The 24,719-nt window shown below is 59.5% G+C and carries 23 protein-coding genes and 1 pseudogene; 6 read left to right on the forward strand and 18 right to left on the reverse strand.

The features are described from left to right. Window positions 1-34 precede the first annotated feature (34 nt). From HMPREF2651_RS05200 to HMPREF2651_RS05215, 4 genes are all read right to left on the reverse strand, one after another. The gene (locus tag HMPREF2651_RS05200) at window positions 35-1,702 is read right to left on the reverse strand and encodes a bifunctional uroporphyrinogen-III C-methyltransferase/uroporphyrinogen-III synthase (protein ID WP_049180750.1); all 1,668 of its coding nucleotides are present in this window, start codon (window positions 1,700-1,702) and stop codon (window positions 35-37) included. A gap of 204 nt (window positions 1,703-1,906) precedes the next feature. After that, window positions 1,907-2,839, reverse strand: coding sequence for a hydroxymethylbilane synthase (hemC, locus tag HMPREF2651_RS05205; protein WP_038627547.1), 933 nt, complete (start codon window positions 2,837-2,839; stop codon window positions 1,907-1,909). A 15-nt stretch (window positions 2,840-2,854) separates the two neighbouring features. After that, window positions 2,855-4,297 carry a glutamyl-tRNA reductase gene (locus HMPREF2651_RS05210; protein WP_049180749.1) on the reverse strand — a complete coding sequence of 481 codons (1,443 nt, stop codon included), beginning with the start codon at window positions 4,295-4,297 and terminating at the stop codon, window positions 2,855-2,857. Between the two features lie 223 nt (window positions 4,298-4,520). Continuing rightward, complete coding sequence (locus tag HMPREF2651_RS05215) at window positions 4,521-4,763, reverse strand: glutaredoxin family protein (protein ID WP_038627544.1); 243 nt, start codon at window positions 4,761-4,763, stop codon at window positions 4,521-4,523. Window positions 4,764-4,928: 165 nt separating this feature from the next. Here HMPREF2651_RS05215 and HMPREF2651_RS05220 point away from each other — a divergent pair, with 165 nt between their 5' ends. Continuing rightward, window positions 4,929-6,053: an HAD family hydrolase gene (locus HMPREF2651_RS05220; protein WP_038627542.1), complete on the forward strand. Its 1,125-nt coding sequence runs from the start codon at window positions 4,929-4,931 to the stop codon at window positions 6,051-6,053. Between the two features lie 256 nt (window positions 6,054-6,309). Here HMPREF2651_RS05220 and HMPREF2651_RS10780 read toward each other — a convergent pair whose 3' ends face one another. The 5 genes from HMPREF2651_RS10780 to HMPREF2651_RS05240 form a co-directional block, all read right to left on the reverse strand. Further along, complete coding sequence (locus tag HMPREF2651_RS10780; RefSeq protein ID WP_003855542.1) at window positions 6,310-6,411, reverse strand: 30S ribosomal protein bS22; 102 nt, start codon at window positions 6,409-6,411, stop codon at window positions 6,310-6,312. A gap of 243 nt (window positions 6,412-6,654) precedes the next feature. Continuing rightward, window positions 6,655-6,846: a helix-turn-helix domain-containing protein gene (locus tag HMPREF2651_RS05225; RefSeq protein ID WP_005509751.1), complete on the reverse strand. Its 192-nt coding sequence runs from the start codon at window positions 6,844-6,846 to the stop codon at window positions 6,655-6,657. 263 nt (window positions 6,847-7,109) lie between these two features. Next, a complete protein-coding gene (proC, locus tag HMPREF2651_RS05230) occupies window positions 7,110-7,919 on the reverse strand; it encodes a pyrroline-5-carboxylate reductase (RefSeq protein WP_038629324.1) in 810 nt (269 codons plus the stop codon). Window positions 7,920-8,021: 102 nt separating this feature from the next. Beyond that, window positions 8,022-9,470, reverse strand: coding sequence for a membrane protein (locus tag HMPREF2651_RS05235; RefSeq protein WP_038627539.1), 1,449 nt, complete (start codon window positions 9,468-9,470; stop codon window positions 8,022-8,024). Window position 9,471: 1 nt separating this feature from the next. Then, entirely contained in the window at window positions 9,472-10,410 is a 939-nt protein-coding gene (locus HMPREF2651_RS05240) for a Ppx/GppA family phosphatase (protein WP_161798944.1), read from the reverse strand. 34 nt (window positions 10,411-10,444) lie between these two features. Between HMPREF2651_RS05240 and HMPREF2651_RS05245 the strand changes: the two genes are divergently transcribed. Beyond that, window positions 10,445-11,377, forward strand: coding sequence for a DUF3109 family protein (locus HMPREF2651_RS05245; RefSeq protein ID WP_070585990.1), 933 nt, complete (start codon window positions 10,445-10,447; stop codon window positions 11,375-11,377). 53 nt (window positions 11,378-11,430) lie between these two features. Here HMPREF2651_RS05245 and HMPREF2651_RS05250 read toward each other — a convergent pair whose 3' ends face one another. The 5 genes from HMPREF2651_RS05250 to mshA form a co-directional block, all read right to left on the reverse strand. Further along, a complete protein-coding gene (locus tag HMPREF2651_RS05250; protein ID WP_038627533.1) occupies window positions 11,431-12,126 on the reverse strand; it encodes a response regulator transcription factor in 696 nt (231 codons plus the stop codon). Window positions 12,127-12,129: 3 nt separating this feature from the next. After that, the gene (locus HMPREF2651_RS05255; protein WP_070585991.1) at window positions 12,130-13,437 is read right to left on the reverse strand and encodes a sensor histidine kinase; all 1,308 of its coding nucleotides are present in this window, start codon (window positions 13,435-13,437) and stop codon (window positions 12,130-12,132) included. A 131-nt stretch (window positions 13,438-13,568) separates the two neighbouring features. Next, entirely contained in the window at window positions 13,569-14,315 is a 747-nt protein-coding gene (locus HMPREF2651_RS05260) for a phosphoglyceromutase (protein WP_038627529.1), read from the reverse strand. Between the two features lie 70 nt (window positions 14,316-14,385). Further along, window positions 14,386-14,871 carry a type III secretion system chaperone family protein gene (locus HMPREF2651_RS05265; protein ID WP_038627527.1) on the reverse strand — a complete coding sequence of 162 codons (486 nt, stop codon included), beginning with the start codon at window positions 14,869-14,871 and terminating at the stop codon, window positions 14,386-14,388. Between the two features lie 59 nt (window positions 14,872-14,930). Then, window positions 14,931-16,193, reverse strand: a complete 1,263-nt coding sequence (gene mshA / locus HMPREF2651_RS05270; RefSeq protein ID WP_187402558.1) for a D-inositol-3-phosphate glycosyltransferase — start codon at window positions 16,191-16,193, stop codon at window positions 14,931-14,933. 270 nt (window positions 16,194-16,463) lie between these two features. Between mshA and HMPREF2651_RS05275 the strand changes: the two genes are divergently transcribed. Then, window positions 16,464-18,299 (forward strand): long-chain-fatty-acid--CoA ligase, encoded by a 1,836-nt coding sequence (locus HMPREF2651_RS05275; protein ID WP_080972799.1) that lies wholly within the window; start codon window positions 16,464-16,466, stop codon window positions 18,297-18,299. Window positions 18,300-18,598: 299 nt separating this feature from the next. Here the strand turns inward: HMPREF2651_RS05275 and HMPREF2651_RS05280 are convergent, their stop codons facing one another. Beyond that, entirely contained in the window at window positions 18,599-19,774 is a 1,176-nt protein-coding gene (locus tag HMPREF2651_RS05280) for a UDP-N-acetylmuramate dehydrogenase (protein ID WP_070585998.1), read from the reverse strand. A gap of 85 nt (window positions 19,775-19,859) precedes the next feature. Here HMPREF2651_RS05280 and HMPREF2651_RS05285 point away from each other — a divergent pair, with 85 nt between their 5' ends. The 3 genes from HMPREF2651_RS05285 (at window position 19,860) to purU (ending at window position 22,176) form a co-directional block, all read left to right on the forward strand. Then, window positions 19,860-20,357, forward strand: a complete 498-nt coding sequence (locus HMPREF2651_RS05285; protein WP_070585992.1) for a DUF2505 domain-containing protein — start codon at window positions 19,860-19,862, stop codon at window positions 20,355-20,357. Window positions 20,358-20,482: 125 nt separating this feature from the next. Next, a complete protein-coding gene (locus HMPREF2651_RS05290; protein ID WP_049180745.1) occupies window positions 20,483-21,253 on the forward strand; it encodes an LmeA family phospholipid-binding protein in 771 nt (256 codons plus the stop codon). A gap of 17 nt (window positions 21,254-21,270) precedes the next feature. Continuing rightward, complete coding sequence (gene purU, locus HMPREF2651_RS05295; protein ID WP_038627519.1) at window positions 21,271-22,176, forward strand: formyltetrahydrofolate deformylase; 906 nt, start codon at window positions 21,271-21,273, stop codon at window positions 22,174-22,176. 131 nt (window positions 22,177-22,307) lie between these two features. On the opposite strand, the gene HMPREF2651_RS05300 is transcribed toward purU, so the two are convergent. From HMPREF2651_RS05300 to HMPREF2651_RS05310, 3 genes and pseudogenes are all read right to left on the reverse strand, one after another. Next, on the reverse strand, window positions 22,308-22,619 hold the full coding sequence (locus tag HMPREF2651_RS05300) for a DUF2516 family protein (protein WP_042388363.1): 312 nt from the start codon (window positions 22,617-22,619) through the stop codon (window positions 22,308-22,310). Between the two features lie 124 nt (window positions 22,620-22,743). Continuing rightward, window positions 22,744-24,094 (reverse strand): annotated as a pseudogene (locus HMPREF2651_RS05305) (DUF445 domain-containing protein). Between the two features lie 190 nt (window positions 24,095-24,284). After that, complete coding sequence (locus HMPREF2651_RS05310) at window positions 24,285-24,683, reverse strand: hypothetical protein (RefSeq protein ID WP_038627515.1); 399 nt, start codon at window positions 24,681-24,683, stop codon at window positions 24,285-24,287. Window positions 24,684-24,719: the final 36 nt, after the last annotated feature.

Genomic DNA, 24,719 nt, shown 5'->3' on the forward strand with positions numbered 1-24,719 from the left:
ATCAAAACGCGAACTCGCCCCGATTCGCCCTGGTTTAGGCCTTGGTTTTACGCGAACGACGACGCTTTTTGCGCGGCGGTGGCAGTTGCCCTGCAGCCCGCAATTGCGCAACATGCTCTGCCAGCGCGTCCACCAGCTCCGGGATGCTTGCCCGCTCCGGCACGACATCTACACGCAGACCGTACTCGCGAGCCGTAGCTGCGGCCATCGGCCCGATGCAGGCAATGATGGTGCGAGCATGCGGCTTACCCGCGATGCCGACCAGGTTCTTCACCGTCGACCCCGAGGTAAAGCACACTGCGTCGAAGCCACCGGACTTAATCATGTCGCGGATGTCCGCACTCGGTGGCGCTGCCCGCACGGTACGGTAAGCGACCACATCATCGACTTCCCAGCCCAGGTCAATCAGACCGTCGACAAGCACGTCGGTGCCGATGTCGGCGCGTGGCAGCAATACGCGGTTGACCGGATCGAGATCCTCGATGTACTCCGGGAACACGTCGACGATGCCCGCGGCGTTCTGACGAGTGTCGTCCGGAAGCAGCTCCGGGGTAATGCCGAGATCACGGATGGCAGCAGCGGTGCGATGCCCGACGGCTGCGATGCGGACTCCAGCGAACGAGCGCGCGTCCAAGCCGAATGCCTGGAACTTCTCCCACACTGCGGTGACAGCGTTGACGGAAGTGAAGACAACCCACTGGTAACGGCCGTCGACAAGCCCCTTGATGGCGCGTTCCATCTGCGCTGGGCTACGTGGTGGCTCGATTGAGATGGTCGGGACCTCAATCGGGATGGCGCCGTGCCCAACGAGACGAGCACTCATCGGCCCTGCCTGCGCCTTGGCGCGTGGGACCAGCACCTTCCATCCGTAGAGGGCCTGGTTTTCCCACCACGAGTACTTCGAGCGATTGTCCACACCCTTGCCAAGCGTAACCACCAGCGGACCGGTCAGGTCACCCGAAAGCTGCGCCAAGGTGCCCAGCGTGACGTCGTAGGTGCGCTGCAGACGAGTAGTACCGTTGACAGTCACCGACACCGGCAACGCCGACGGCAGACCGCGTTCACCGAGTTTGGAGGCAATCGCGGACAGGTCATCCTGCACGGCCTGCAGCACCAGCGGCTGCGGTGCCTGCGCCAACTCGTCCCAGTCCACATCGGCGCGACCGAGATCGGTCTCCGTGTACGTCGAACCCAACGCGATACCGGCAAATGCCGGGACGGTGGAGGGCACGGACATACCAGGGACGATCTGGAACTCAACCTCGGCGTGCGAGACCTCGTTGATTTCGGCCAGCAGCGAATCGTTGGTCAGCGGATTTCCGGCCACCAAACGCACTACGTCATTGCCTTTGGCTGCTTCTTCGACGAGCAGGGCGGCCATCTTCTTGGGATCGTCGATAGGCTCGCGCAAATCTGCGGCGGTCGGCGGTGCCGGACGCGGTGGCTTACGACGAGATCCCTTGGCCTTGGCTGCGGCGCACATGCGCTCGTACTCTTCCTCGGCTTCCTTCAGCAGCTTGGGAGGAACAGGCACATCGGTTGCGACGAGTTCTCGAACCCCCGGCATGACATCGGCGTCGACGTAGGCGATAGCGGTGTCTGCGAGAATCTCACGGGCGCGAAGCGTCAGCAGGTCGGGATTTCCAGGACCAGCGCCGACGAACAGGATGCGTCCCGTTGCTGCGGGGAGGGAGGTGTTCATCGTTGCGGAGTGATTTCTTTTCTATTGGTTGTTCACTTTTCGTGCCGATGAGTCACTAAGGAAGAAAGCGGACATGCGCCAACACATGTGAGGGGCAGGTAGACACCTGAATCTCACATGCGAGCACACGAAGGAAACCCTTATCCCAACGGCATGCATACAGGCCTATTAGCATAAAGGGTTTGAGCCAAATTAACTAACCGGCTACTTTTGAGATTCCCGCAGGGTATCGCCCATTACCTCATGAGCACCCTGTTCAAGCAGGGCCGCCGCAACCTTCCGGCCAAGCTCATCGGCCTTATCCACGGTTGCGGTAGCGGTCTCGAGCAACTGGCGCGATCCGTCGACTGCGAACACCCCCGCCCGCAGGGTGAGTTCACCGCTATCGCTCACGGTTGCGTAGGCCGCAACCGGGGCGGTGCAGCCCGCTTCCAGCTCATTGAGTACAGCGCGCTCAGCGACAGCGCGGGCATGGGACACCGGGTGGTCAATCTTCCGCAGAATATCCACAATTTCGCGGTCAGCAGTGCGGCACTCCAGCGCCAGGGCGCCCTGCGCCGGGGCCGGCATGAGGACGTCCACGTCCAGGGATTCCGCAATCTCTCCGAGACGCCCCGTACGCTCCAGTCCGGCGCGAGCCAGAATGACAGCGTCCAAGTCCTCAGAGACGCGCCCCATGCGGGTTTCGATGTTTCCACGCAGTGGTACAAGTTCCAGGTCGGAGCGCAGCGCACGCAGCTGAGAGACACGACGCGGCGCGGAGGTACCCACTCGAGCCCCCTCAGGCAGGTCCATCAGCGGCGTGGCATCGCGGGAAATCAGCGCCTCTCGCGGGTCGACGCGCTCCGGCACGGCTGCGACCATCATGTCGTCTTCCGGCAACGTGGGCAGATCTTTAAACGAGTGCACGATAATGTCGCACACCCCCTCGCGGAGTGCATGACGCAGCGCCTGGGTAAAGACACCGATACCAATCTTTTCCACCGGGTCGTGGCGGTTATGGTCACCGGCGGTCTTTACAATCACCAGCTCTGCAGGCTGCCCCAGCTCAATCAGTGCATCACGGACGTGGCCGGCCTGTGTCGTGGCCAGTTCCGAGCCCCTGGTACCGATACGAATAGTCGCTGGGTCAGGCATGTTTCCCTCCGGGTGTTAATTTTTGGTGGTTTCAGCAACGCCTTCAATGATGGCACTACTGTCAAGACCATACTGCTCAAATCCCTGCATCCGCCCAATTCGGCCCTCAACCATGAGATCTGCGGGGATATCGGTGTCAGCATACAGGCCAGAGGGCGTAGATAGAGGCAGGTCGAAGAGCTTCTGCAGCGCAAGCGCGTAGTTGCCGCCACCCTGCTGGCTAGAAAGCTTCTTGACCTGCACCGTTGGCGCGTGCAAGAGCTTATCGACGACGCGGCGAACCGTGGACTCGACTTCGCGACGTTCCTTTTGCGTAAGACCTGGTGTCTTCGCCTCCAGGCGAGCGAGCTCAGCCGCCGCCACATCTGCCGCACGCTCACGCAGAGCGCGAACAGTCGGTGCTACCTCGCTTGCACGCTGCGCCGTGAGGTAGGACTCCAACTCTTCGGCCACAATGTCGCGCGCTGCAGCCTCATCATCACGGCCCGGGACCTCCGTGCGAGTCATCTGCAGCAATTCGATGTTGAATAGTGCAATCCCCTCAAGCCCGGAGACATCCTCCGCAACGTCGCGAGGCATAGACAGGTCGACGATGGCGAGCGGGCCGTGGTCGATGACATCAGCAGCTGAAACGACGGGAGTCATGGCCCCAGTGGCGCTGACGAGAATGTCCACATCATCGAGGACATCGGCGAAATCATGCAACGCAATAGCAGTAGCGGGGATGCCTGCTTCGATGGAGTGGTTGGCCAGGTTCTGCGCCCTGTCAACGGTGCGGTTGGCAATAATCAGACGGTCAATACCGCAGCGCCCCAGGTAGCTAGCGGCCAGCGAACTCATCGCACCGGCGCCGAGGATCAGAGCCGAACGTCCGGCCAGGATATCGGTACCCTCAGCGACGTCAACACCAGAGTTGAATCCGGGTTGCAGTGCAGCAACCGCCTCGTCGATGGCCACGGAGACCATCGATGCGCCCGCGTTATCAATCAGCGTTTCGCTGTGGACTCGCTTGCCTGTGTGCAGCGCCTTCTGTGCCAAGTCATGCAGCATGCGACCGACTGTGCCGGCTTCGTCCGCTTCCTGGTAGGTATTGCGAATCTGACCGATAATCTGCTGTTCGCCCAGCACCATCGAGTCGAGACCAGCACACACCGAAAAAGCATGCTCCGCCGCAGCCTGTGCATACCGCACATAGAGGTGCGGCGTCAGTTCATCGAGTTCGAGCCCAGTACGACCGACAATTTCACGGACCACAGCCGATAGCCCAGAGTGGAAGCCGTTGGCCACCACGTAGTACTCAACGCGGTTACAGGTCGACAACAGCATCGCTTCACTGATTGCTTCATCCGCGACCAGACGGGCCAAAATGGCCTCTCGCTCAGTTTCACCGACAGAGACCTTTTCAAGAAGGGTCACCGGTGCAGACCGGTACGACATTCCGACGAGAAGCACACTCACCGCTCAATCACCGCTCTATTGCTCCTTCACAGTCCCCGCTACGGGTTTTTCACACAGCTATGACTGTTAACGCTAGACAACTCTGCCATCTCGCCACAACAAAGGCATACTTTACTTAGCCTCTACCTCGGTGTTCGCAGCGCTCTACTGCTTCTTTGCCGCTACTCCACATTCTGCCATGTTCCCCCAGCTCCTAGCAGTTCGGCAGAGCTGTCTCGGGAACTTATTCGACCTCCGCTATCGCTTCCAGGAGCTCATCGTCATCGATTTCCCAGCAAGCGATTTCCTCATCATTGACCAAAATCACCGGCACGCGATCGCCAAATTCCATGGCCAAGTTCGGATCGGTATCCACGTCTTCCACCTGGAACTGCGCATTTTGGTCCCGAACCAGCGGCTCGATCTGCGCAATCACGCGAGCGCACGAACCGCACGTCTTCCTACTCATCACCGTCACAGTCACCATAACGGTCAGTCTAAAGGTCGACTGTTTCGCTTTACGACGTCCCCCTCCCCACAATTCCCTTGCAAAAGTGACCCTTCTTATCTTTGCCCCTATCCGCTCCTTGAATCTCAGCGCGCAGCTTTGCCTAAAGAGCGGATACTATTCAACAAGAGCTTCCGATAACGGATATCAGTTGCATACACCGTGGAAAGAGATTTTCGTACCGTGAGTGAGTTCAGTGCCAACAACCGCTCCCCCTTCCCCATCGACATGCTGGGCGACCTTGCTTCCTCGCAGGGGAACGTCCGCAACTTCCTCGAGCAGATAGTTCTCGCTCCGCTCAATGATGAAGCACAGGAGGAAGCTGGTACTGCAGCAGCTGCCAATGCGCTGGAAGCTCTCGGCGAGGTCTACGACGTCGGCGGCGAAGAACTGGCTACGGGATTTCGCAGTGTAGCGGGTGCCGAAGATGCCGCTGGCGGTGCACGTGTGCTCTCGCAGCCCATTCCGGGTGTCGAACGAGATCAAGGCGCAGCCGCTTTCTTCGACGTGGACAACACGCTTGTCCAGGGCGCATCAATCTTCCTCTTTGCCATGGGGTTGGTCGAGCGCGGGTTCATCAAGAAGCGCGATTTGGCCGGGATGATTTGGAAACAGCTTAAATTCCGAATCTCGGGCGCGGAAAACGCCGCCGACGTAGCTAAGGCCCGCGAACAGGCATTGGAGTTTTTCGCCGGCCACGATGTGGATGAAATGGTCAAACTCGGCGAAGAGATCTTTGAAGAAAAGATCAGCGACCGCGTTTACCAGGGCACCCGCGATCTGGCGGAATTGCATATCCAGGCTGGCCAAGAGGTCTGGCTGGTCACCGCCACCCCGGTGCAGCTGGCCCAGGTTATCGCTAAGCACATCGGGCTGACCGGCGCCCTCGGCACAGTCGCCGAGGTCAAAGATGGAAAGTTCACCGGCCGCCTGGTAGGCGATATCCTCCACGGCCCGGGTAAGAAGCACGCGGTAGCAGCTCTGGCGGCCTCCTCCGGGTTGGACATGTCTCGCTGCACGGCATACTCAGATTCCGCCAACGACATTCCCATGCTGTCCATGGTGGGCACCGCCGTGGCCATCAACCCGGATCGCAAATTGCGGAATTACGCCCAGAAGATGGGTTGGACGATCTACGACTACCGTCACTTCCGCTCCGTAACCTTCGCCACGATGCGGTGGCTCTCGATCGGAGCACTACTGGCAGGAGTTGCTGGGGGCGCGGGACTCGTCGGCAAGCGACTGTGGGACGCGAACAAGGAAAGCTAAGCGCTGCTAGAAGTACTCGAGAGTAGTGACCGCGTTTATGACAAAAATGGCTCGAAAAATGGCCTGAAAGTGCCATAAACTCGCACAGTTTCACATTTGCAGCCCGCGATCTTTTGCTACTTAATCCGTACTCAGCAGCTCCCCCCAAAAAAACGACAAAACCCGCCCTATCTCAACGAGACCGGGCGGGTTTTGCTTTTAAAACGTGTACGCGACGCAGCACGCGCGCTCCTGCGATAAAGGCAGGAATGCTGGCTTACTTGCCGAGCTTACGACGCTGCACGCGGGTACGGCGAAGCATCTTGCGGTGCTTCTTCTTCGACATGCGCTTGCGACGCTTCTTAATGACGGAACCCATCGGCTCGACCTCGCTATTCGTTGACGGAAATTTCTTTTCTTGCACAATGGCGGCGTACTCAATGCGGCCTTACAACCGCCGAGATGTCACGCCCTTTTTCCTTCCGCCTTCACAGCTAGATACTTCATGACTTGAAGACGATAGGAAACAGGGGCGCAGCACAGCACCATGTACTAATCGGATTAATCATAGCGGGGACATATGCGTTCAGGTCAAACAGCCCCGCTTAAAAGGCAGAAAAAATTAACCCGCGTTGTAGAAAGAGGAGTCCAGGTATTCCTTGACTGCGGACTCATGGACGCGGAAAGAACGGCCAACGCGCACTGCCGGCAGCTCGCCAGCGTGAACCAGGCGGTAGACGGTCATCTTGGATACGCGCATGATGTCAGCAACTTCCGCAACGGTCAGAAAGGTGCCTTTATCTGCATTCTGCATTAGTTAATATTCCCTTCAGCGCACGCGACGCGCTGCAGGCTTCCCCTCCTGCAGAAAATCGTGACACGCACGTGCTTTTCATATCCTACCGGTAGGCAAGGTACCGGTGCGATTTTTGATAAAAAATAGGGGCATTGGCGAATGGTGTGACAGTTGTGACTAGCCCATCGTCCCTGCGTATCGGATTAGCTACTGCCCCTGGCCATTTCCAATGCCCCAAATATTGGGGTTACTTGTACACCCGCGACCACTCGGCGAAATACTTATTTACCCATCTCATTGGCCTTGTCATAGCAAGCCTGCAGCGCGCGATGCACCGCGCGGCGAATACCCTCTTCCTCGAAAACTCGGGTGGCCGCTGCCGTTGTACCGCCCGGCGAAGTGACATCAGCACGCAGCGCAGTCGGGTCCGCACCTTCCTGCATCATCATCTCGGCCGCACCAGCAGCCGTAGCCGACGCCAGACGCTTAGCCTGATCACGTTTGAGGCCCAGATTCACACCCGCATCGGTCATCGCCTCGACAAACTGGAAGAAGTAAGCCGGACCAGAGCCCGAGACTGCAGTGACTGCAGACATCAGCGACTCATCGACAACCTCAACGCTGCCGACCTTCTCCAGTAGTCCGACAACCTCGTCGGTCTGGCTCTCCGTGACAAAGCGACCCGGCGCGACTGCACAGACTCCCTTGCCCACCAGCATCGGAGTATTCGGCATAACGCGGATCACCGGGGTGCCGACAGCACAGACGCTTTCCATCTTGTCCAGCGTGATGCCAGCCGCCATCGACACCACGATAGTGTCGACCTCAGAGTCATCCAACACGTCAGCAATCTTCTCGAGCATGTCGACAATCAAGTACGGCTTCACGCACAAGAACACCACGTCGGCACCGTCGACTGCCCCTACCGGGTCGTCGGTATCGACAATGCCGTAGGTCTCTTTCAGACCAGCCAGGCTCTCCTTGGTGCGCCCCACCACATAAATCGAGGAGGGCGAGACACCACCGTCGATGAGACCACCGACGAGTGCACTACCAATCTTTCCGCCACCAATTACAGCAATTCTTGTCATGGACGCTAAGTGTGCCAAAACTGGCCCACACATGCGAATGCAGGGACCGGAAAACTTCGCTTCCGGCCCCTGCATCAGGTGATGATTATTTTGTTGGCCCCACTACAACTGAAAGAGAATCCAGGGGCCAAATGTCAGTGCCAAACCGACAAGCCCCGCGAGAATCGGTGTCAGTTTGTCCTTCTCACGGCGCAGGTAGTTAGCCATTCCCGCGAAGCCACCAGAGACCACGAGAGCCATGATGACAACCACGATTTTTGGCAACGACGACCAGGCCATGGTGAAGCCCAGGAACACCAATGCACCAGCAATCAGACCCACGAAGACCTGAATCAGCAGCAACGGCACCGAGAGGGAATTGTCCTCGGCGTAGCCATCACGCGCGGCGACCTTGCCCTTGGAGCTCTTGGGTTCCTCACGCTTAACGACGTCCCGGGGCTCCGACTGCTTCTCGTCAGCTGCGACCTGGGTCGGTGTGGTCTCGGCCTGTACGTCTTCTGGCTGTGCTACTTCAGGAGTGACAGCGGCTGCCACTGCTGCCTCGGAAGCGGCCCCGGTATCGGCGTCAGCGTCGGCAGCCTCGAAGGTATCCGTTTCCTGAGCAGCTTCAGTCTCACCGACTGCGTCTGCCTCTTCCGCCTGCTGCAGCACACGGGTTTGTTCTTCCGGAGCTTCTGTTGTTTCGGCCTCAGCAAGCTGTTCACCGTCGACGTCATCCGATTCCGCGGATGCCGCAGCCTCTTCGTCGACACTGCCCTGGACAACCGGAATGGAGGCAGTCGGACGGTCGTCGTAAGCGTTGGAACCGGTGAGTACTGCACGAGCGACTGGCCCCGGTTCCCCAATCTGCTGCGACTCGTCTGCCATGTCACGCAGTTCGGTGAAGGTGTAGGTAATCTCCGAACGCTCGGAGTTGACCATGACCGGACGGGGTTCCATCGGAATTGCCAATGGCACTGCAGTGGCTGCTGGCTGCGTAGTTGGCGTGCTCGGCGCAGCTTGTTCCTGCTGCGGAGTTGCCGGAGCAACCGGAACAGCCGGAGCAGCCGGTTCTTCGGCAACTTCGTCAGCTTCGACGTCAGCGACCTCGGCGTCAGCTACTTCGGCATCAGCGACCTCGGTGTCAGCCTCAATTAATTCCGGCTCGTCCTCTTCCGGAGCAGCAGCTTCAGCCTCGGCCTCAGCTTGAACCTCATGCTCCGAAGAATCCGCCTCTTCAGCAACTATCACTGACTCAGCAACGGCCTCCGAGTGCTCCGGAGCTTCTGCCTCCGGTTCGGATGCCCGTGCTTCTTCGGTGCCGTTGGTCGCAGCTTCGTCGGCAAGCAGATCGCTCGTGGTCGTCTGACCGTCGTCTGCGTTGGAAAGAGCGTGCGCACCGCGTCGTGGTTCGCCGGCCTTAACGCGAGGGATTGAGCCAGTGAGTTCCTGAACGGACACACCGCCTTCTTCAAGGCTGCGTCGACGGCGGCGCCGCGGTGGTTCAGAGGGGGCTCCCTCCTTCTGCCGCCGCGCCAGCAGTTCGGCAACGGTGAGCTTTTCCTCGCTCATCTCAACCCTTTCCGTATAGGTCACTGTCCAGTCGTCGGAAGATAATGCCCTCGCGCAGAGCCCAAGGACAAATCTCGACCTTCTCTAATCCCAATGCTCGCATACTAGCCTCCGCAACGAGAGCACCTGCGACAATTTGGTGAGAACGATTTGCACTAACACCCTCAAGTTCAGCACGGTCAGCCGCCGTCATGCGTGAAATAAACGCAATCAACTGACGCAAACCAGCCGCAGTCAGAGTGCGCTTAACCCTCGGACCAGCGGCGGAAGGCGCCGCACCAGTCAGGCGGGCGAGAGTGCGGAAAGTCTTCGACGTGGCGACAGCCAAGTCCGGCTCACCAAGCGTACGCAGATGACGAGCTGGCTCAGCGAGCTCAGCATCAATGTAGTCGCGCAGCAGGTCAATCTTCTTACGCTCCGGCGGGTCGGTCTCGAACCACTCGTGGGTCAAACGGCCCGCACCGAGCAGCAGTGAGTACGCGGCCTCCGGATCCTCATCGGTACCCGACGTCAGCTCGAGAGAGCCGCCACCGATATCCAGGTTGATTAGACGACCAGCAGACCAGCCGTACCAGCGCCGTACTGCCAAAAAGGTCAGACGAGCCTCGTCCTCACCGGAGAGAATCTGCAGCTTAATGCCAGTTTCCTTCTCGACGTGAGCGAGTACTTCGTCCGCGTTGGCGGCATCGCGAACAGCCGAAGTGGCGAAGCTAATCATCTCTTCGCACTTCATCTGCTCAACCAATTCCTTGGATTCAGCGACGTAGCCCGTCAGCTTGTCAATGCCCTTCTTGGACAGGTTGTTGTCCTTATCCAGGTACTCGACCAGCTTCATCGTCGACTTGGAATCGCTCATCGGAGTCGGATGTCCGCCCCGGCGGGCGTCCACCATCACCAAGTGGACGGTATTACTACCTACATCTAATACACCTAATCTCACTCTTAGTAGGTTAGACGGTCTACGGTGTATTGGTGTGAATCAACCCCACCCCCGCCCCGGTCGCGGACCACAACCATCTCCCGCTGAAGTCGCCTATGATTTTCCCCGAGAGTGGTTCGAGTTCGCCCACCCAGAGGACCCAGAACACATCATCACCTGCGACCTAACCTGGTTGATGAGCTCCTATCAATGCGCCTTCGGCACCTCCGCTTGCCTGGGCATCGACTCCGCGAACGCGGATGTCGGATGCTGCGGCCATGGCGCCTTTATCACCGACGACAAAGACCGCGAGAGGGTTATTGACGTCGTAAAGCGGATGGAAGGCGACTCCGCAGACCCCCAGTGGTGGCAGAACCGCCCCAAACAAACGCTGAAGTGGCTCGAAACCTACGAAACCGATCCCTCCGAGCCGTTGGAACCGTGGTTAGTGTGGGACGAGCTTGACGACGAAAACGGAGATCCTGAGCCTGCTCTGAAAACGAAGGTCGTGAAGAATGCCTGCATTTTTGCCAACCGTGAGGGGTGGCGAAATGGTGCGGGCTGTGCCATCCACCAGTGGGCGATGGCCAACGACATTGACCCAGTGAAGGTCAAGCCGGATGTGTGCTGGCAGGTGCCGCTACGTCGACTGGAGGACTGGGAGGAACGCCCAGACGGCCAGGAGATTCTGCGCACGACTATTACTGAGTACGACCGTCGCGGCTGGGGCGATGGCGGCGAGGACTTTGAATGGTTCTGCACGGGCGCGCCGGCCACACATGCCAGTGGCGAACCGATGTGGCGCACGCACAAGTCTGAGCTAATCGAGCTCATCGGCGAAGAGTGCTACGAAATTCTGGCGGAGCACTGCCGGGCTCGAGAGGCAGCGGGCGCGGCCAAGGCCTTCGGGCCGAGCGGCTACCCACTGCTGGCGATTCACCCGGCCACACGCGCAGCGGCCGAGGGGCTGGCACCGGACGAGGTTTAACGTCGAGGATTCATCAGATCGCCGGCGGAGAGCATCGGCAGCAGTTAGCTGCGTTAGTCCTCGAACTTGTAACCCAAGCCGCGAACGGTGACCAGGAACTCAGGCGAGGAAGGATTGCGCTCAATCTTGGAGCGCAGGCGCTTGATGTGTACGTCCAGCGTCTTGGTGTCGCCGACGTAGTCGGAGCCCCAGACGCGATCGATGAGCTGGCCGCGGGTCAGCACACGACCACGGTTGCGCAGCAAGTACTCCAGCAGGTCGAACTCCTTGAGCGGCATTGCGACATCATCGCCGTCAACGGTGACAACGTGGCGCTCGACATCCAGCACGACCGGGCCGCCGCGCAAGACCTCCTCGTAGATCTCCTCGACATCGTCGGAGTCGTCGTGACGACCGCGTCGCAGCACAGCCCGGATACGGGCAATAAGCTCCCGAGAGGAATAAGGCTTGGTCACATAGTCATCCGCACCAATTTCGAGGCCGACGACCTTGTCAATCTCAGTGTCACGGGCGGTGACCATAATCACTGGGACAGAGGACTTTAAGCGGATGTTTTTGCAGACCTCGGTGCCACTCATACCTGGCAGCATGAGATCCAACAGCACAATGTCCGGTTCTGCTTTGGAAAATTCTGCAAGTGCTTCCTGGCCGTCAGCGGCCATCCGCACCTCGAATCCCTCGCGCTGCAGCAGAAACGCTAGCGGCTCCGCCAAAGCCGTCTCGTCTTCGACAATAAGTACCTCAGTCACGGATTACTTCATTCCTTCCTTGGAATCCTTGTTCTGGGAATCCTTATCCTTGCCGCGGGTTTTGCCCGTACCACGCTGCGCGCTTTTCTTAGCCACAAGTTTACCCGCAGGCGGAGTGTGCCCGATTGGCAAACGTGCAGATACATCGCCGTCATTCGACGCGGAACCGGTCTTGTCCATCAGCGGTAGCTCAATGGTGAAGGTCGATCCAGTGCCCAGTCGACTCCACAGCTTGACGGTTCCCTTGTGGTTCGCTGCGACGTGCTTAACAATTGCCAAGCCCAGACCTGTACCACCTGTCGCCCGCGAGCGTGCCTTATCCGCACGGAAGAAGCGCTCGAAGATGCGCTTCTGGTTCGCCTGAGAAATGCCAATACCGCGGTCAGTTACACGGATAGCGACGGTGTCGTTATCCTCCGTGACTGCAGTCACGGACACAGGCGTGGCCTCTGGCGAGTAGTTGATGGCGTTTGAAATCAGGTTGGCCACCGCAGTGATCAGCAGGCTGCGATCACCTTCAACGACCAACTCCGGCTCACAGTCAACGGTGATTTCAATACCCGCTTGCTCCGCGAGCATCTGATTACGACGCACCGCTGCCTGGACGATCTCTTCAACCTTCACGGGCGACATGTCCGGCAGCGGCTCCGCCCCCTGCAGCTTCGACAGCGAGATGAGCTCCGTAATCATCGTCGACATCCGCTTGGACTCCTGCGTCAGACTCTCACTAAAGTGACGCACTGCCACCGGGTCGTCGGTAGCTTCATTCAACGCCTCAACCAACAGACTGATAGCCCCCACGGGAGTCTTAAGCTCATGGGAAACGTTGGCCACAAAGTCACGTCGTGCGGCTTCCATGCGAGCCTGTTCGGAGACATCCGCCGCGTAAATCACCACAAAACGGTCATCCACCAGTGACAGCGGAGTCAGCTGGCAACGGACGATCGTGTCCGGCGCCCCTGCCCGGCGCGACGGCAACACCAGTGTCAGCTCCTGGTCCTCCTGCGAGTCAAAAACCTTTTCTGCAGCTTCCCAGCCCACATCATTCAGGCGGCGCTCATAAACCAGCCCCAACTTGTGCGCCATGGAGTTGGACAAAATCAAATCACGGGAGATGTCAACGACCACCACCCCCGTCGGAGACTTCTGAATGGCCAGGTGCATGACCTGCGCCATGGTGGTTATTGTACTTTCCTCGTCGCTCCTCTGGCGCCGAGCGGCGTTATAGGCACCTGAGACAACTCCACCAAGAATCAGCACAGCTGCCATAACCGCAGCACCTAGTAGAGCAGCGATAATGATTTTTGACACGGGTCTTACCCTAAGCTCTTTTCACAATCCGCGCGCGCTGAAAAACTATTGCGCTCGCTAGCCCTAAATAAACCAAGGAGCACAGCCTCACTTGGCTGCGCCCCTTATCGGCCTATCAATCACCTACATATTTACTTGTTGCCCTGAGCGGCAACAGCAGCAGCACCTGCAGCTGCAGCTTCCGGATCCAGGTAGGTGCCACCCGGGTTCAAAACCTTGCCCTCAGCATCAAAATCGTAAACCAGCGGGATACCGGTCGGGATGTTCAGAGCGGCAATGTCCTCGTCCGAGATGTTGTCCAGGTGCTTGACCAGTGCACGCAGCGAGTTACCGTGAGCTGCCACCATGACAGTCTCACCGGCCTTCAGACGCGGCAGGATTTCCTCTTCAAAGTAAGGAATGAAACGCTTGACGACGTCCAGGAGGCACTCCGTGCGCGGAACCTCATCCAGGTTGGCATAACGCGGGTCATTAGCCTGCGAGAACTCGCTGTCATCCGACAGCTCCGGCGGCGGAGTGTCGTAAGAGCGACGCCAGGACATGAACTGGTCCTCGCCGTACTTCTCCTTGGTCTCTGCCTTGTTCAGACCCTGCAGAGCACCGTAGTGGCGCTCGTTCAGACGCCAGTCACGGATAACCGGAATCCACACCAGGTCAGCGGTATCCAGGGCAATGTGTGCGGTGTTAATTGCGCGACGCAGCAGCGACGTGTAGAGCACCTGCGGCTTCAGGTCTGCCTCTACGAGCAGCTCACCGGCACGTACTGCCTCAGCGCGGCCCTTGTCGGTCAGTGCAACGTCGACCCAGCCCGTGAACTGGTTGGATGCGTTCCACTCACTCTGGCCATGACGGACAAGAATCAGTTTTCCATTGCTCATACCCCCAATTGTGCCCCAAAACTGGACAGCCCGCCGTTCGTTGCCCCGCTATGTGGGTTACTACCCCCGGCTACTCAACCATGTGGCGGAACTGCTCCAGATTGGCCAGGTTTTCCCCGCGGTCAACCCGCCACTCCCACTCGCGCTTAATGGCCGATGCAAAGCCGCGTTCGAGGATCTGGTTGAAGTCCCCATCGGCCGTCTCCAGCAGCTGACCAAGGAGGCGATCGAGGTCATCGTCGGAAAGCTGAGCCGGCAGTTGACCAACCAGGTAGATGTCGCCTGCGGCGTCAATGGTGTAACCGATGCCGAACAGACGACGATTGCGCTGCAGCAACCACTTGTAGACGGCCTCGTGGTTTTCTTCGACAGCGCGACAAACGAAGGCTTCGACACGCAGGGAGTCAGGCGCCGGGATGAGACCAACGACGGTCTTTAGCTTCTTCTTACCAGGCAGAACCACCACGGCGGCATTGTCGGCAATGCCATGCTCAACACCGAGACGTTCTAGCTGCTCACCGAGGAATTTCAGCAGTCCTTGGATGTCCGTGCTCATCGTGAATCATCTCCCTGTTTATGTGGCTACGGCCCTGGCGATTCTGAAGCTAACGAAACCTACCGAGAGCCACCCGCATCCCGGATAGAGCCGGGACAATTTTCCTTTTGGAGTTCGGTTCGATGATAGACATCGGCCAACCGATCCACGGTCTTTTGCCAGGAAAACTCCAAGGAGTGCTCGCGCGCCTGGGTGGCCAACTTAATGCGCAGCTCGTCGTCCTCCACCAGGCGACCGAGGGCATCGGCCCAGGCTGCGGGCTCGTGACCGTCGACAAGCAAACCGCTGACCCCATCGTCGACAGCGATGGAGAGCCCGCCAACATTCGCCGCGACAACGGGAGTGCCGGTGGCCTGAGCCTCCATCGCCACCAACCCGAAAGTTTCGTTGTAGCTGGGCACGGCGACGATGTCTGCGGCCTGGTAGAGCTTCGCCAGGTCCTGCGGCGGGCGTGGGGGCATGAAACGGACTAGGTGATCGATCCCCTCTTCCGCGGCGAGATTGGTGAACTCGTCGGGCGCGTGCACCCCAGAACCGGACAGGCCACCGCAGATAATCACTCGGACATTAGTGGCGGGATAGCGACGCATGAGCTCGCCAACACCGCGCAGCAATACCTGCGGCCCCTTCAGCCGCTGCAGCCTACCAACGAACAAAATGACCTTAGTGTGCAACGGGATGCCCAGCTCACGACGGGATCGCTCGGTGGCACGATCGCTGCCCGGCGAAAAGAGCTCCACGTCCACCCCGGGCGGCACGACATTGATGCGCCACGGGTCGGCATCGTGGAGATCCGCGAGCTGCTTAGCTTCGGCATCTGTATTGACGATGAGCCGGCATGCATTGTCCACAATCTGCTGCTCACAAATACGACGCGATTCAGGCTCTGGCGTATCCCCCTCTGCTAGATGGAGGTTCTTCACCGCCGCCAGCGTGTGCGCCGTGTGCACAAACGGAATATCAAGCAAATCCGACAGCAACCACCCCACCTGGCCAGAGAGCCAGTAGTGCGAATGAATCAGGTCGTATTCAATCCCCTGTTTGCGGGCGAACTCAATAACCCCGCCAGCAAAAGCCGGCATCTGCGTAGCCAGGTCTGACTTCTCCAGCCCCTCATATGGGCCAGCCACTATGTTGATGACACGGAAATTCTCACTGACCTGAATCACCGGTCCATCGCTGGAACGCGTGGCGCGAGTGAAAACATCCACCTTCACACCGCGTCGCGCCAACTCCTCGCAGGTGCGCAGCACGTAGACATTCATGCCGCCAGCGTCACCGATGCCCGGTTGCTCCAGCGGAGAGGTATGCATGGAGATCATCGCGATGCGGTTCGGCCACGCCGGGGTATTAGAGGTGGTGCTTGGGGTGGCGGCATCTGCGCCCGCCGTTGCCGACGGAAATGTTTCGGTCATACTGCCCAGAGTGCCTATTCCAAGGGCAACCCCGCAAATGAGTACCTCAAATACGTGTATAGAAATCCTGACAATGCAGTGCGACGTACGGCACAATAGGGGTCGATACCTACTACGTCGTAAGTTATTATCACCTCACGACGTGGTCAGGTCACACACAAAAACTAGGAGGACCCCATGGCCGATACATCCAGCTCGCGCGCTGAAAATGACTCTGCCCCAGCTCACGGTTCCACACCCAACGCTGCGGTTTCCAAAGCCTGGCTGAACCTGTATCCGGAGTGGACCCCACCCCACATCGCCTACAACTTCGACACCCTCCTAGATGTCTACCGCCACACTCTGAGCAACCACCCGCGCCGCAAGGCACTGACCTTCTTCGGTCGCTCCACCTCCTATGCCGAGCTGGATGCCAAGGTTCGCAGCGTTGCCGCCGGCCTGCGCGCACTCGGTGTACGCAAAGGCGATCGCGTGGCACTGCTCATGCCGAACTGCCCGCAGCACGTCATCGCCTACTGGGCAGTTCTGCACCTCGGCGCTGTTGCCGTAGAGCACAACCCCCTCTACACCGCCCACGAGCTGCGCCATCCGTTCAACGACCACGGTGCCCGCTTTGCCATCTGCTGGGACAAGATCGTCCCCGTACTTGAAGACCTTCGCAGCAACACCCCGCTCGAGACCATCATTGCGGTCAACATGCTGCAGGACCTGCCGTTTGTCATGCGCACCGCCCTGTCGATCCCGCTGCCGAAACTCCGCGCCGCCCGCGCTAAGCTGCACTCTTCCGCACCGCAGGTCATGGGTTTTGATGCTTTGCTTCACGACGCCGTCGGCGGAGACGGCCACGACCTCCAGGCCGATGAGTCCATCACTGCCGATGACACTGCAGTGATGATGTACACCTCTGGCACCACGGGCTCGCCGAAGGGCGCGCAGCTGAGCCACCGCGGGCTGGTCGCCAACATTCTGCAGGGTAAGGCCTGGGTACCGGGCCTTGGCAAGGAGCGGGAAATCTCCCTTGGCATCCTGCCGATGTTCCACGCCTACGGCCTGACCATTGTCACTAACTTGTCCATGCTGATTGGCGCTGAACTGGTGCTGGTGCCGTCACCGGAGATTCCGCTGATCATGAAGGTGATGAAGAACAATCGCCCAACATGGGTTCCTGGTGTGCCGACCCTCTACGAGAAAATTGTCGAAGCGGCCGAGCTGGATAATGTCGACCTCTCCGGCGTGAAGTTCGCCTTCTGTGGCGCCGCTACCCTGCCGGTTTCCCTCGTGCAGAAGTGGGAGAAGCTCACTGGTGGTCGCCTTGTCGAAGGCTACGGCCTCACCGAAACCTCTCCGATTATCGTCGGCAACCCGATGGACGGTAACCGCCGCCCGGGATACGTTGGCCTGCCGTTCCCTGACACCGAGGTCGCCATCGTTGACCCCGATGATCCCACCAGACTCCGCGCTGACGGCGAGGAGGGCGAGGTCATCGTCCGAGGCCCACAGGTTTTCGCCGGTTATCTCAACCTCCCCGAGGCAACGGAGAAGTCCTTTACCGATGGGCCTGCTGAGCTACCCGCTGGCGACCGTTGGTACCGCACCGGCGATGTCGGAGTCATGGAGTCGGACGGCTTCATCAAGTTGGTTGCCCGCATCAAGGAAGTCATCATCACCGGTGGCTTCAATGTCTACCCGGCCGAGGTCGAGGAAGTACTGCTCTCCCACCCGGATATCACCGATGCCACGGTCGTCGGTCTGCCAAAGAGCGACGGTTCCGAGATGGTCGTGGCCGCGATCACCCTTGCTGACTACGCCCGACTGGATTCCGACGCCTACCGCGACCACTGCTACGAAAACCTGACCCGGTACAAGGTGCCGCGCGCATTCTTCCACCTGGAGGAACTACCTCACGACCAGATGGGCAAGGTCCGCCGCCGCGATGTCCGCGACGTGCTGCTCACGCAGCTGGAGCAGAAGGGCCAGAGCGTGGATTCGCTTTCCCACCGCAAGCACCATTAGTTCACGGTGGGTTTATAGCCGGGATAGGAGCCTGGGTAGAGCTGGCTCCTCCCTTCCCCTTAAGGCGGATTCCCGGCTCCCTCCCCCCCAGACTTAGTGACTAGGTTTATGGCAAAAAACTGCGGGTAAATGCAATTCACGCGTCATAAACCTAGTCACTTTCTCTATCCCCGCCCATTGAGAGAAGGCCCGGGAGCGCAAGCTGAGGACTACTCAGTGGTTCTGTCAGCCCCAGCGGCCCCATCAGTCACGCCAACCTCTCCAGCCCGCCCCCTGGCCATCAGCCACCCGCCGCGGGCCTAATCAATGCTCACGCCGACCCACACCGGCTCGGGCACCAGGGTCACGCCGAATGCCTTTTCCACACCAGCGCGCACATCGCGCGCCAAAGCCACCAAGTCGGCGGCGGTCGTGGGCGTACCATCCCCGGACATCCCGCGGTTGGTCAGGGCAAGAGTGTGCTTAGTCGACAGTCGTGCGGGCGCACCGTCCCCGGGGTAGCCCTTGGGGAACCCGGCGCGCTCGATAAGCCACGCCGCCGAGAGCTTCACGGCCCCCTCGTGGCCGGGGCCAGCGGGGAAAGCGGGCATATTCGCGGCCTCATCGGTCCCACGCAGCGCGGCAACCTTTTCGCGCACGGCCTCCACCGAGTTCTCCGGAATGATCGGGTTGGTAAAGAAAGAACCCGCCGACCAGGTATCGCGGTCAGCATCCTCGAGCACCATGCCCTTACCCCGGCGCAGCTCAAGCCCCTTTTCGCGCACCAGCTCAGCCGGCCTGCGAATCTCGCCAGCCGCAGCCTCGGCCTCATCGACGCCCAGGCGCCGCGCCAGTTCGCCATAGCGAAGTGGCGCGGACATCCCATCCACGCTGAGCTCGAACCGCACGGCCAGCACCACTGCCCGTGCGGTGAACTTCAGGTTCGAGTAGCGGTAGGAAAGGTCGAGGGACTCCGGTTCCACCCACTCGACCGAGCCGGTTGCGCGATCGTAAAGCTGCACCGCGTCCAGAACCTGCGATACCTCAGCACCGTAGGCACCAACGTTTTGCACCGGCGTGGCTCCGGCCGATCCCGGAATACCCGACAGGCATTCCAGGCCGCCAAAACCGGCGTCGACACTCATCTCCACGACCTCGTCCCAGACTGCACCGGCCTCGGCCTCCACGATTGCCGACACGGACTCCAACCCGTGTCCGCGAGTGCTCATGGTCACGTTGTCAGCCTCAATCACCACAGCCACCAGCGGCTCGAGTTCATCGGCTACCACCAGGTTGGATCCGCCTCCCACGATGAGGAGGGGCACGTTAGCGTCGTCAAGCGTGCGTACAACATCGACCACAGCGTCCGTCGTGCTACACCGGACGACGGCACGCGGCACCCCGCCGAGGCGGAGCGTCGTCAGATCCGAGAAAGCGGTACGCGTGCTGAGCTCCACCCCCTCTAGCCCCGCAAGCCCATCGATGGCTTCTTCCATGTCGGAGGTCAGGTGAATTGGGTTCGGCGATTGGTCGAGATTTTCCACGCCCCTAGCGTAGTGCAAATTACGTATCATCAAGCGCATGACTACGACTAACACGCACACCGTCAACTTCGACCAGCCGATTGAGAGGGTTTACGAGGCCCTCACCGACGCCGGTTTCTGGGAGAAGGTCGCAAACCGTTTCTCGGCAGTTGACGGCAAGGTGGAAAAGTTCGAGACCACCGACGCTGGCACCACCGTCGTGATTCGCCAGACCGTCGCTGCCGACAAGATTCCGGCGCAGGCGCAGAAGTTCGTTAAGTCCGGGGTCGGCATGACGCGCACGTTCGTCATCAGCCCGCTTAACGACGACGGCGCGACCTCCACCGTGACCACAGAAGCCTCGGGCGTACCGGCGTCCTTCAGTGCGTCCCAGAAGCTCACCGCCCAGGGCGAAGGTGCAGTGCTGACCACCAACTCCGAGTTCGCCATCAACGTGCCACTGCTCGGTGGCAAGCTCGAGGAGAAGGCAGCTCCGTACCTGGAGCGCGTCCTCAACGCTGAGACCGCGGTACTGGCGGACTACGTCGCTAAGTAGGTTGCGCACCGGGGGGCACCGGGTGGCACCGGGAAAGGGTTTGCCAGGCTTGCCGGGCTCCCCGGCGGATACCTGGCGAAGAAAGGTGGTAGCGACGGAGCCGTCGTTAAGCAAGACTGGGAACTATGAGTTCTGCTAAACGCTCTTCGAGCGTCAAAGTCCTGCCCACCGTCCTCGGTGTCATCATCGTGGTGGCGCTTATTGCGATTGCCGGCGAAATCGGCGTCCGGATGTTCGTGAGCAAGGAGATTTCCGACGGTTACCGCACCTCCGCCGAGGAGCGTGGTGCGACGGTCACTGAGGACCCCAAGATTTCTTTCGGCACCCGCCCGATGCTGCTCGCCTTGGCCACGAAGTCGGTGCCCTCGATGGATCTGTCCACTCCGAACACACTGGAGGTCAAGAACCCGGAGGCGCTGGGTGGCGCACCGGAGATCAACGGTGACCCGGCAGCGGAAGTGCACCTGGAAAACGTGGATCTGAGCAATCGCGCGGATCCGACGGCAGAGTCGCTGCGAGTAGATGTCACGATCCCACCTCAGCTGCTGCAGGCGCTGATTAACCGGGAAAGCGATGTACGCGCTTCCACAATCACGCCGCTGCCGGACGAAGGCCTGTTCAATATTGAATTCGCCTCCGGATTTGCGACCTCCAAGTTCCGCCCGATTGCCAACGGCGGTCATATCGAAATCAACCTGGAGGGCGGCTCAATCCTCGGCTTAAACCTCGATGGCCTGGCCGGCTGGCTGGGAGAAGCGAGCGGTACGCTGTTGAGCTACGACATCGGCCACGGCATGCAGGTGGAGGAAGCGCACGTCACCGGGAAGGGCCTGGCGTTGACCCTGACGGGCGCAAATCTTCCTTTGTCGACCGTGAGCGAACTTACCTTTAGCTAGCAGGTAAGATACCGAGAATGACTCGCTCTCTCATCACCGCAAAAAGCGGTACTCCCACCGAGCGCCAGTACATCTTCTCGCTCGGCTGTCCAGACCGTACCGGTATCGTTTCCACCCTGTCGACCTTCCTGTCCGACATTGGTGCGTGGATTACCGAGGCGGACTTTTTCTCCGACCCGGAGACCGGATGGTTTTTCACTCGCCAGGCGGTCCGCGCCGACGCGCTCGACCTGACTGTAGAAGAGCTGCGCGAGAAGTTCGCTGAGCTCATCGGCGATTGGGGCCCTGAGGTCCGCTGGAAGGTCACCGACAACGCTGTCCCGAAGCGCGCTGTCATCCTGGTGACCAAGGAAGGCCACTGCCTGCAGGATCTGCTCGGCCGCGTCGCACAGTCGGACTACCCGATGGAAATCGCTGCAGTAGTTGGCAACCACCGCGATCTGGAGCCACTGGTCGCAGCGTATGACATTCCTTTCCACCACGTGCCCTTCCCCAAGGATGCCGTCGGCAAGCGTAAGGCATTCGATGAGGTCGCCGAGATTGTCGACGCCGAAAACCCGGATGCCATCGTGCTCGCACGTTTCATGCAGATTCTGCCGCCGGATCTGTGCGAGAAGTGGGAAGGCCGCGCGATCAATATCCACCACAGCTTCCTGCCGTCGTTCATGGGCGCGCGCCCGTACCTGCAGGCTTATCGACGTGGTGTGAAGCTCATCGGTGCCACCTGCCACTACGCCACTGAGGACCTCGACGATGGTCCGATTATTGAGCAGGACGTCATGCGTGTCTCCCACAAGTACACCGCTGCGGACATGCAGCGTGAGGGGCGCGATGCGGAGAAGCAGGTCCTCGCCCGCGGTTTGCGCTGGCACCTGGAGGACCGTGTGCAGGTTTACGGCAACCGCACCGTGGTGTTCCAGTAGGTTTTCAAGGAACCAGCCCCCCCAAAAAAAGAAAGTGTCTGGGTTTATGACAAAATAACCGGGTTTTTCACCCAGAAACTGTCATAAACCCAGACACTTTCTCAGTAGTGCAGCCTAGCACCCGCCCGGGACTAATAACCGCCCTGAGCGTTCGACAAAATGTCCTTGATCTGTGGGCGGACATCCAACCAGTAAATACCCGTGATGACTAGCCCGGCAATCAGCGGGATGCCCAGCATTGCCCAGCCCAGCCACGGCAGGAGCAGGAAGATAGCCGAACCGACCAGCATGCCGGCCCAGACGTTGCGGCTCTTGCGGTCTGCAGCGTCAAAGGCATCCGCGCGGGTGGTGATGACAAGCACCGCACCGATTAGCGCCAAGATGCCGATGACAAACGGAATGGCGAACTGAAACAGGACGTCCACATAGACGGAAATCGCCATTAGCGGCGAGTCCGCAAGACTGGGCAAAGATGGTAACAGGCGCACCGGGGGAACAACTCCTTTAACAGGGATGCATTGCTTTTTACATGCTAACGCACACCGTCTGATGTGCTGGGTTGTGCTGCTAAATAGCCCCAAACACCAAGGTCGACAGGGTGTAAATGGCCAAACCGGCCAGCGATCCGACAACTGTGCCGTTAACGCGAATGAACTGCAGATCGCGACCGACCATCAGTTCAATCTTGTCGGAAGCTTCATCGGCATCCCAACGCTCGACGGTCTCGGAAATGATCGAGGTAATCTCGCCCGCGTAATTCTCAGCGATGAAGACGACAGCCGCTTCCAAACGGCGGTCCATTCGTTTGCGCAACTCAGGATCAGACTGGATCCGGTCGCCGTAGCGGGCGGCCGTTTCCGAGACCTTCCGACGGAGCAGGGAGTCCGGGTCGCGGGCAGCGTCGACAAGCTTTGCGGATGTTGATGCCCAAATCTTCGCCGGCGCCTGTGTGACGGCGGCGGACGAAAGAATGTCAGTCTTAATTTCTTCGACCTTGGCGATGGTCTTCTCGTCGTTCTGCAAGTCTATGGCGAGCTGCGTGAGGAAGCGGTGGAGTGCCAGGCGCGCGTCGTGCTTAGAGTCATGCTGCACCTGCCAGGTCCAATCAACCAACTCGCGATAGACCTTGTCGCCGATGAGATCGTTGACAAAGCTCGGCGCCCAGGATGGGGCGCGCTCTCCGACGAGGCGGTCGATAAGATTCTGCGAGCCCAGCGACTTCCGGTGCAGCCACTCAGCCATCTGCTGGACGATGGGCTCGGTGCGCCCCTCTTCAATCAGCTGCTCGAGAACCTTACCCGCTGGTGGCCCCCACTCCGGAGCTGCAACTTCGTCGATGACTGCTGACTTCAGCACTGCGGCGGCATCGTCGGGATTAATCGCCTCCAGCACATTTCCGGTGAACTTACCGACCTCTGCTGACACTTTGTCGGCGTTTCCCGGCGCTACCAGCCATTCGCCGATACGCTCAGGGAGCTCGGCCTTACGCACCTTGTCCACAATCAAAGCGGGGTTCAGGAAGTTGTCTCCGACGAACTGCGCCAGGGACTCACCGACCTGGTCCTTCTTACGGCGGACGATAGCGGTGTGTGGGGATAGGAATGCCGAGCGGGTGGCGGAACAGAGCTACGACCGCGAACCAGTCGGCGAGGGCACCGACCATGCCGGCCTCAGAAGCAGCGCGAACGTAGCCCACCCACGCGGGCACAACTTCGCCTGCGGATAAGTGTGAAGACTCAATACCGCGGCATGTGAAATACACAGCGGTTGCGATGACCAGCAGCATTGTAGCGAAAGCCTTGGCCTTACGCAGTTGCGCACGTTTTTCCGCTTCAACCTCAGGTGATGGCCCGGGAACTTCAAGACGGTCCGAGACCGTATCTACAGCTGCCGAGAGCTTAGCGGGGTTGTTATCCATGTGTATAGATTAGGCGCCGAAAACGCGAAAATGCCACCGCGCCGCAGTCCGCTGTTGGTGAGAGAGGTACTTCTCAGTACTTCCCTACCCCAGCACACTGTGCACAGTGGCATCAACTGTGGAGGTGCTAGTTCAAAAGGCTAGCGTTGCATCCGCCTAGAGGCGAGCCCCTTTAAACTGGGGCAAGCCTTTAGTGGTGAGTGCCGAATTCCTTTCGGTAAGCCTTGTAGTCACGACGACCGATGGAGATGCAGGCCACACCCGCAATAACCATAACCAGTGCGACTACCAGGCCAGCCCACATGAACACGCTGCCGTCGAAGTTCCAACCACCGGTGTAGTCGGTGTAGTTGGCGGCATCCTTAGCCAGGAAACCATTGCTGTGAGAGGCAGCAGTCTGGTCGGCAAAAACGGTCGTTGCAAGACCGAAAATGAAGGTACCCCAAGCCGCCAGAGAGGCGAGAATGAGACCCATGCCAATCCAGGTAATGCTCTTGTGAAGCGAGGAGTATTCGGCATTCATGCTCTGAGGCACGTAACCGTCGACGAAGTGCTCTTCGCCCTGGTAACGCTTGACTGCATTCGCCATAATCTATGTCCCTTCTGGAAAACTCTAATCGAGAAA

The organism is Corynebacterium sp. HMSC063A05, assembly GCF_001809695.1.
Classification (GTDB): Bacteria; Actinomycetota; Actinomycetes; order Mycobacteriales; family Mycobacteriaceae; genus Corynebacterium; species Corynebacterium amycolatum.

Bases quoted from the DNA above. Each gene is read 5' to 3' on its own strand.
- mshA (WP_187402558.1), bottom strand. From the start codon at position 16,193: ATGATCTCCATGCATACCTCTCCGCTGGAGCAACCGGGCATCGGTGAC.
- HMPREF2651_RS10780 (WP_003855542.1), bottom strand. From the start codon at position 6,411: ATGGGTTCCGTCATTAAGAAGCGTCGCAAGCGCATGTCGAAGAAGAAG.
- HMPREF2651_RS05275 (WP_080972799.1), top strand. From the start codon at position 16,464: ATGGCCGATACATCCAGCTCGCGCGCTGAAAATGACTCTGCCCCAGCT.
- HMPREF2651_RS05300 (WP_042388363.1), bottom strand. From the start codon at position 22,619: ATGGCGATTTCCGTCTATGTGGACGTCCTGTTTCAGTTCGCCATTCCG.
- HMPREF2651_RS05285 (WP_070585992.1), top strand. From the start codon at position 19,860: ATGACTACGACTAACACGCACACCGTCAACTTCGACCAGCCGATTGAG.
- HMPREF2651_RS05215 (WP_038627544.1), bottom strand. From the start codon at position 4,763: ATGGTGACTGTGACGGTGATGAGTAGGAAGACGTGCGGTTCGTGCGCT.
- HMPREF2651_RS05200 (WP_049180750.1), bottom strand. From the start codon at position 1,702: ATGAACACCTCCCTCCCCGCAGCAACGGGACGCATCCTGTTCGTCGGC.
- HMPREF2651_RS05225 (WP_005509751.1), bottom strand. From the start codon at position 6,846: ATGCAGAATGCAGATAAAGGCACCTTTCTGACCGTTGCGGAAGTTGCT.
- HMPREF2651_RS05260 (WP_038627529.1), bottom strand. From the start codon at position 14,315: ATGAGCAATGGAAAACTGATTCTTGTCCGTCATGGCCAGAGTGAGTGG.
- HMPREF2651_RS05310 (WP_038627515.1), bottom strand. From the start codon at position 24,683: ATGGCGAATGCAGTCAAGCGTTACCAGGGCGAAGAGCACTTCGTCGAC.
- HMPREF2651_RS05280 (WP_070585998.1), bottom strand. From the start codon at position 19,774: ATGGAAGAAGCCATCGATGGGCTTGCGGGGCTAGAGGGGGTGGAGCTC.
- purU (WP_038627519.1), top strand. From the start codon at position 21,271: ATGACTCGCTCTCTCATCACCGCAAAAAGCGGTACTCCCACCGAGCGC.
- HMPREF2651_RS05290 (WP_049180745.1), top strand. From the start codon at position 20,483: ATGAGTTCTGCTAAACGCTCTTCGAGCGTCAAAGTCCTGCCCACCGTC.
- hemC (WP_038627547.1), bottom strand. From the start codon at position 2,839: ATGCCTGACCCAGCGACTATTCGTATCGGTACCAGGGGCTCGGAACTG.
- HMPREF2651_RS05235 (WP_038627539.1), bottom strand. From the start codon at position 9,470: ATGAGCGAGGAAAAGCTCACCGTTGCCGAACTGCTGGCGCGGCGGCAG.
- HMPREF2651_RS05265 (WP_038627527.1), bottom strand. From the start codon at position 14,871: ATGAGCACGGACATCCAAGGACTGCTGAAATTCCTCGGTGAGCAGCTA.
- proC (WP_038629324.1), bottom strand. From the start codon at position 7,919: ATGACAAGAATTGCTGTAATTGGTGGCGGAAAGATTGGTAGTGCACTC.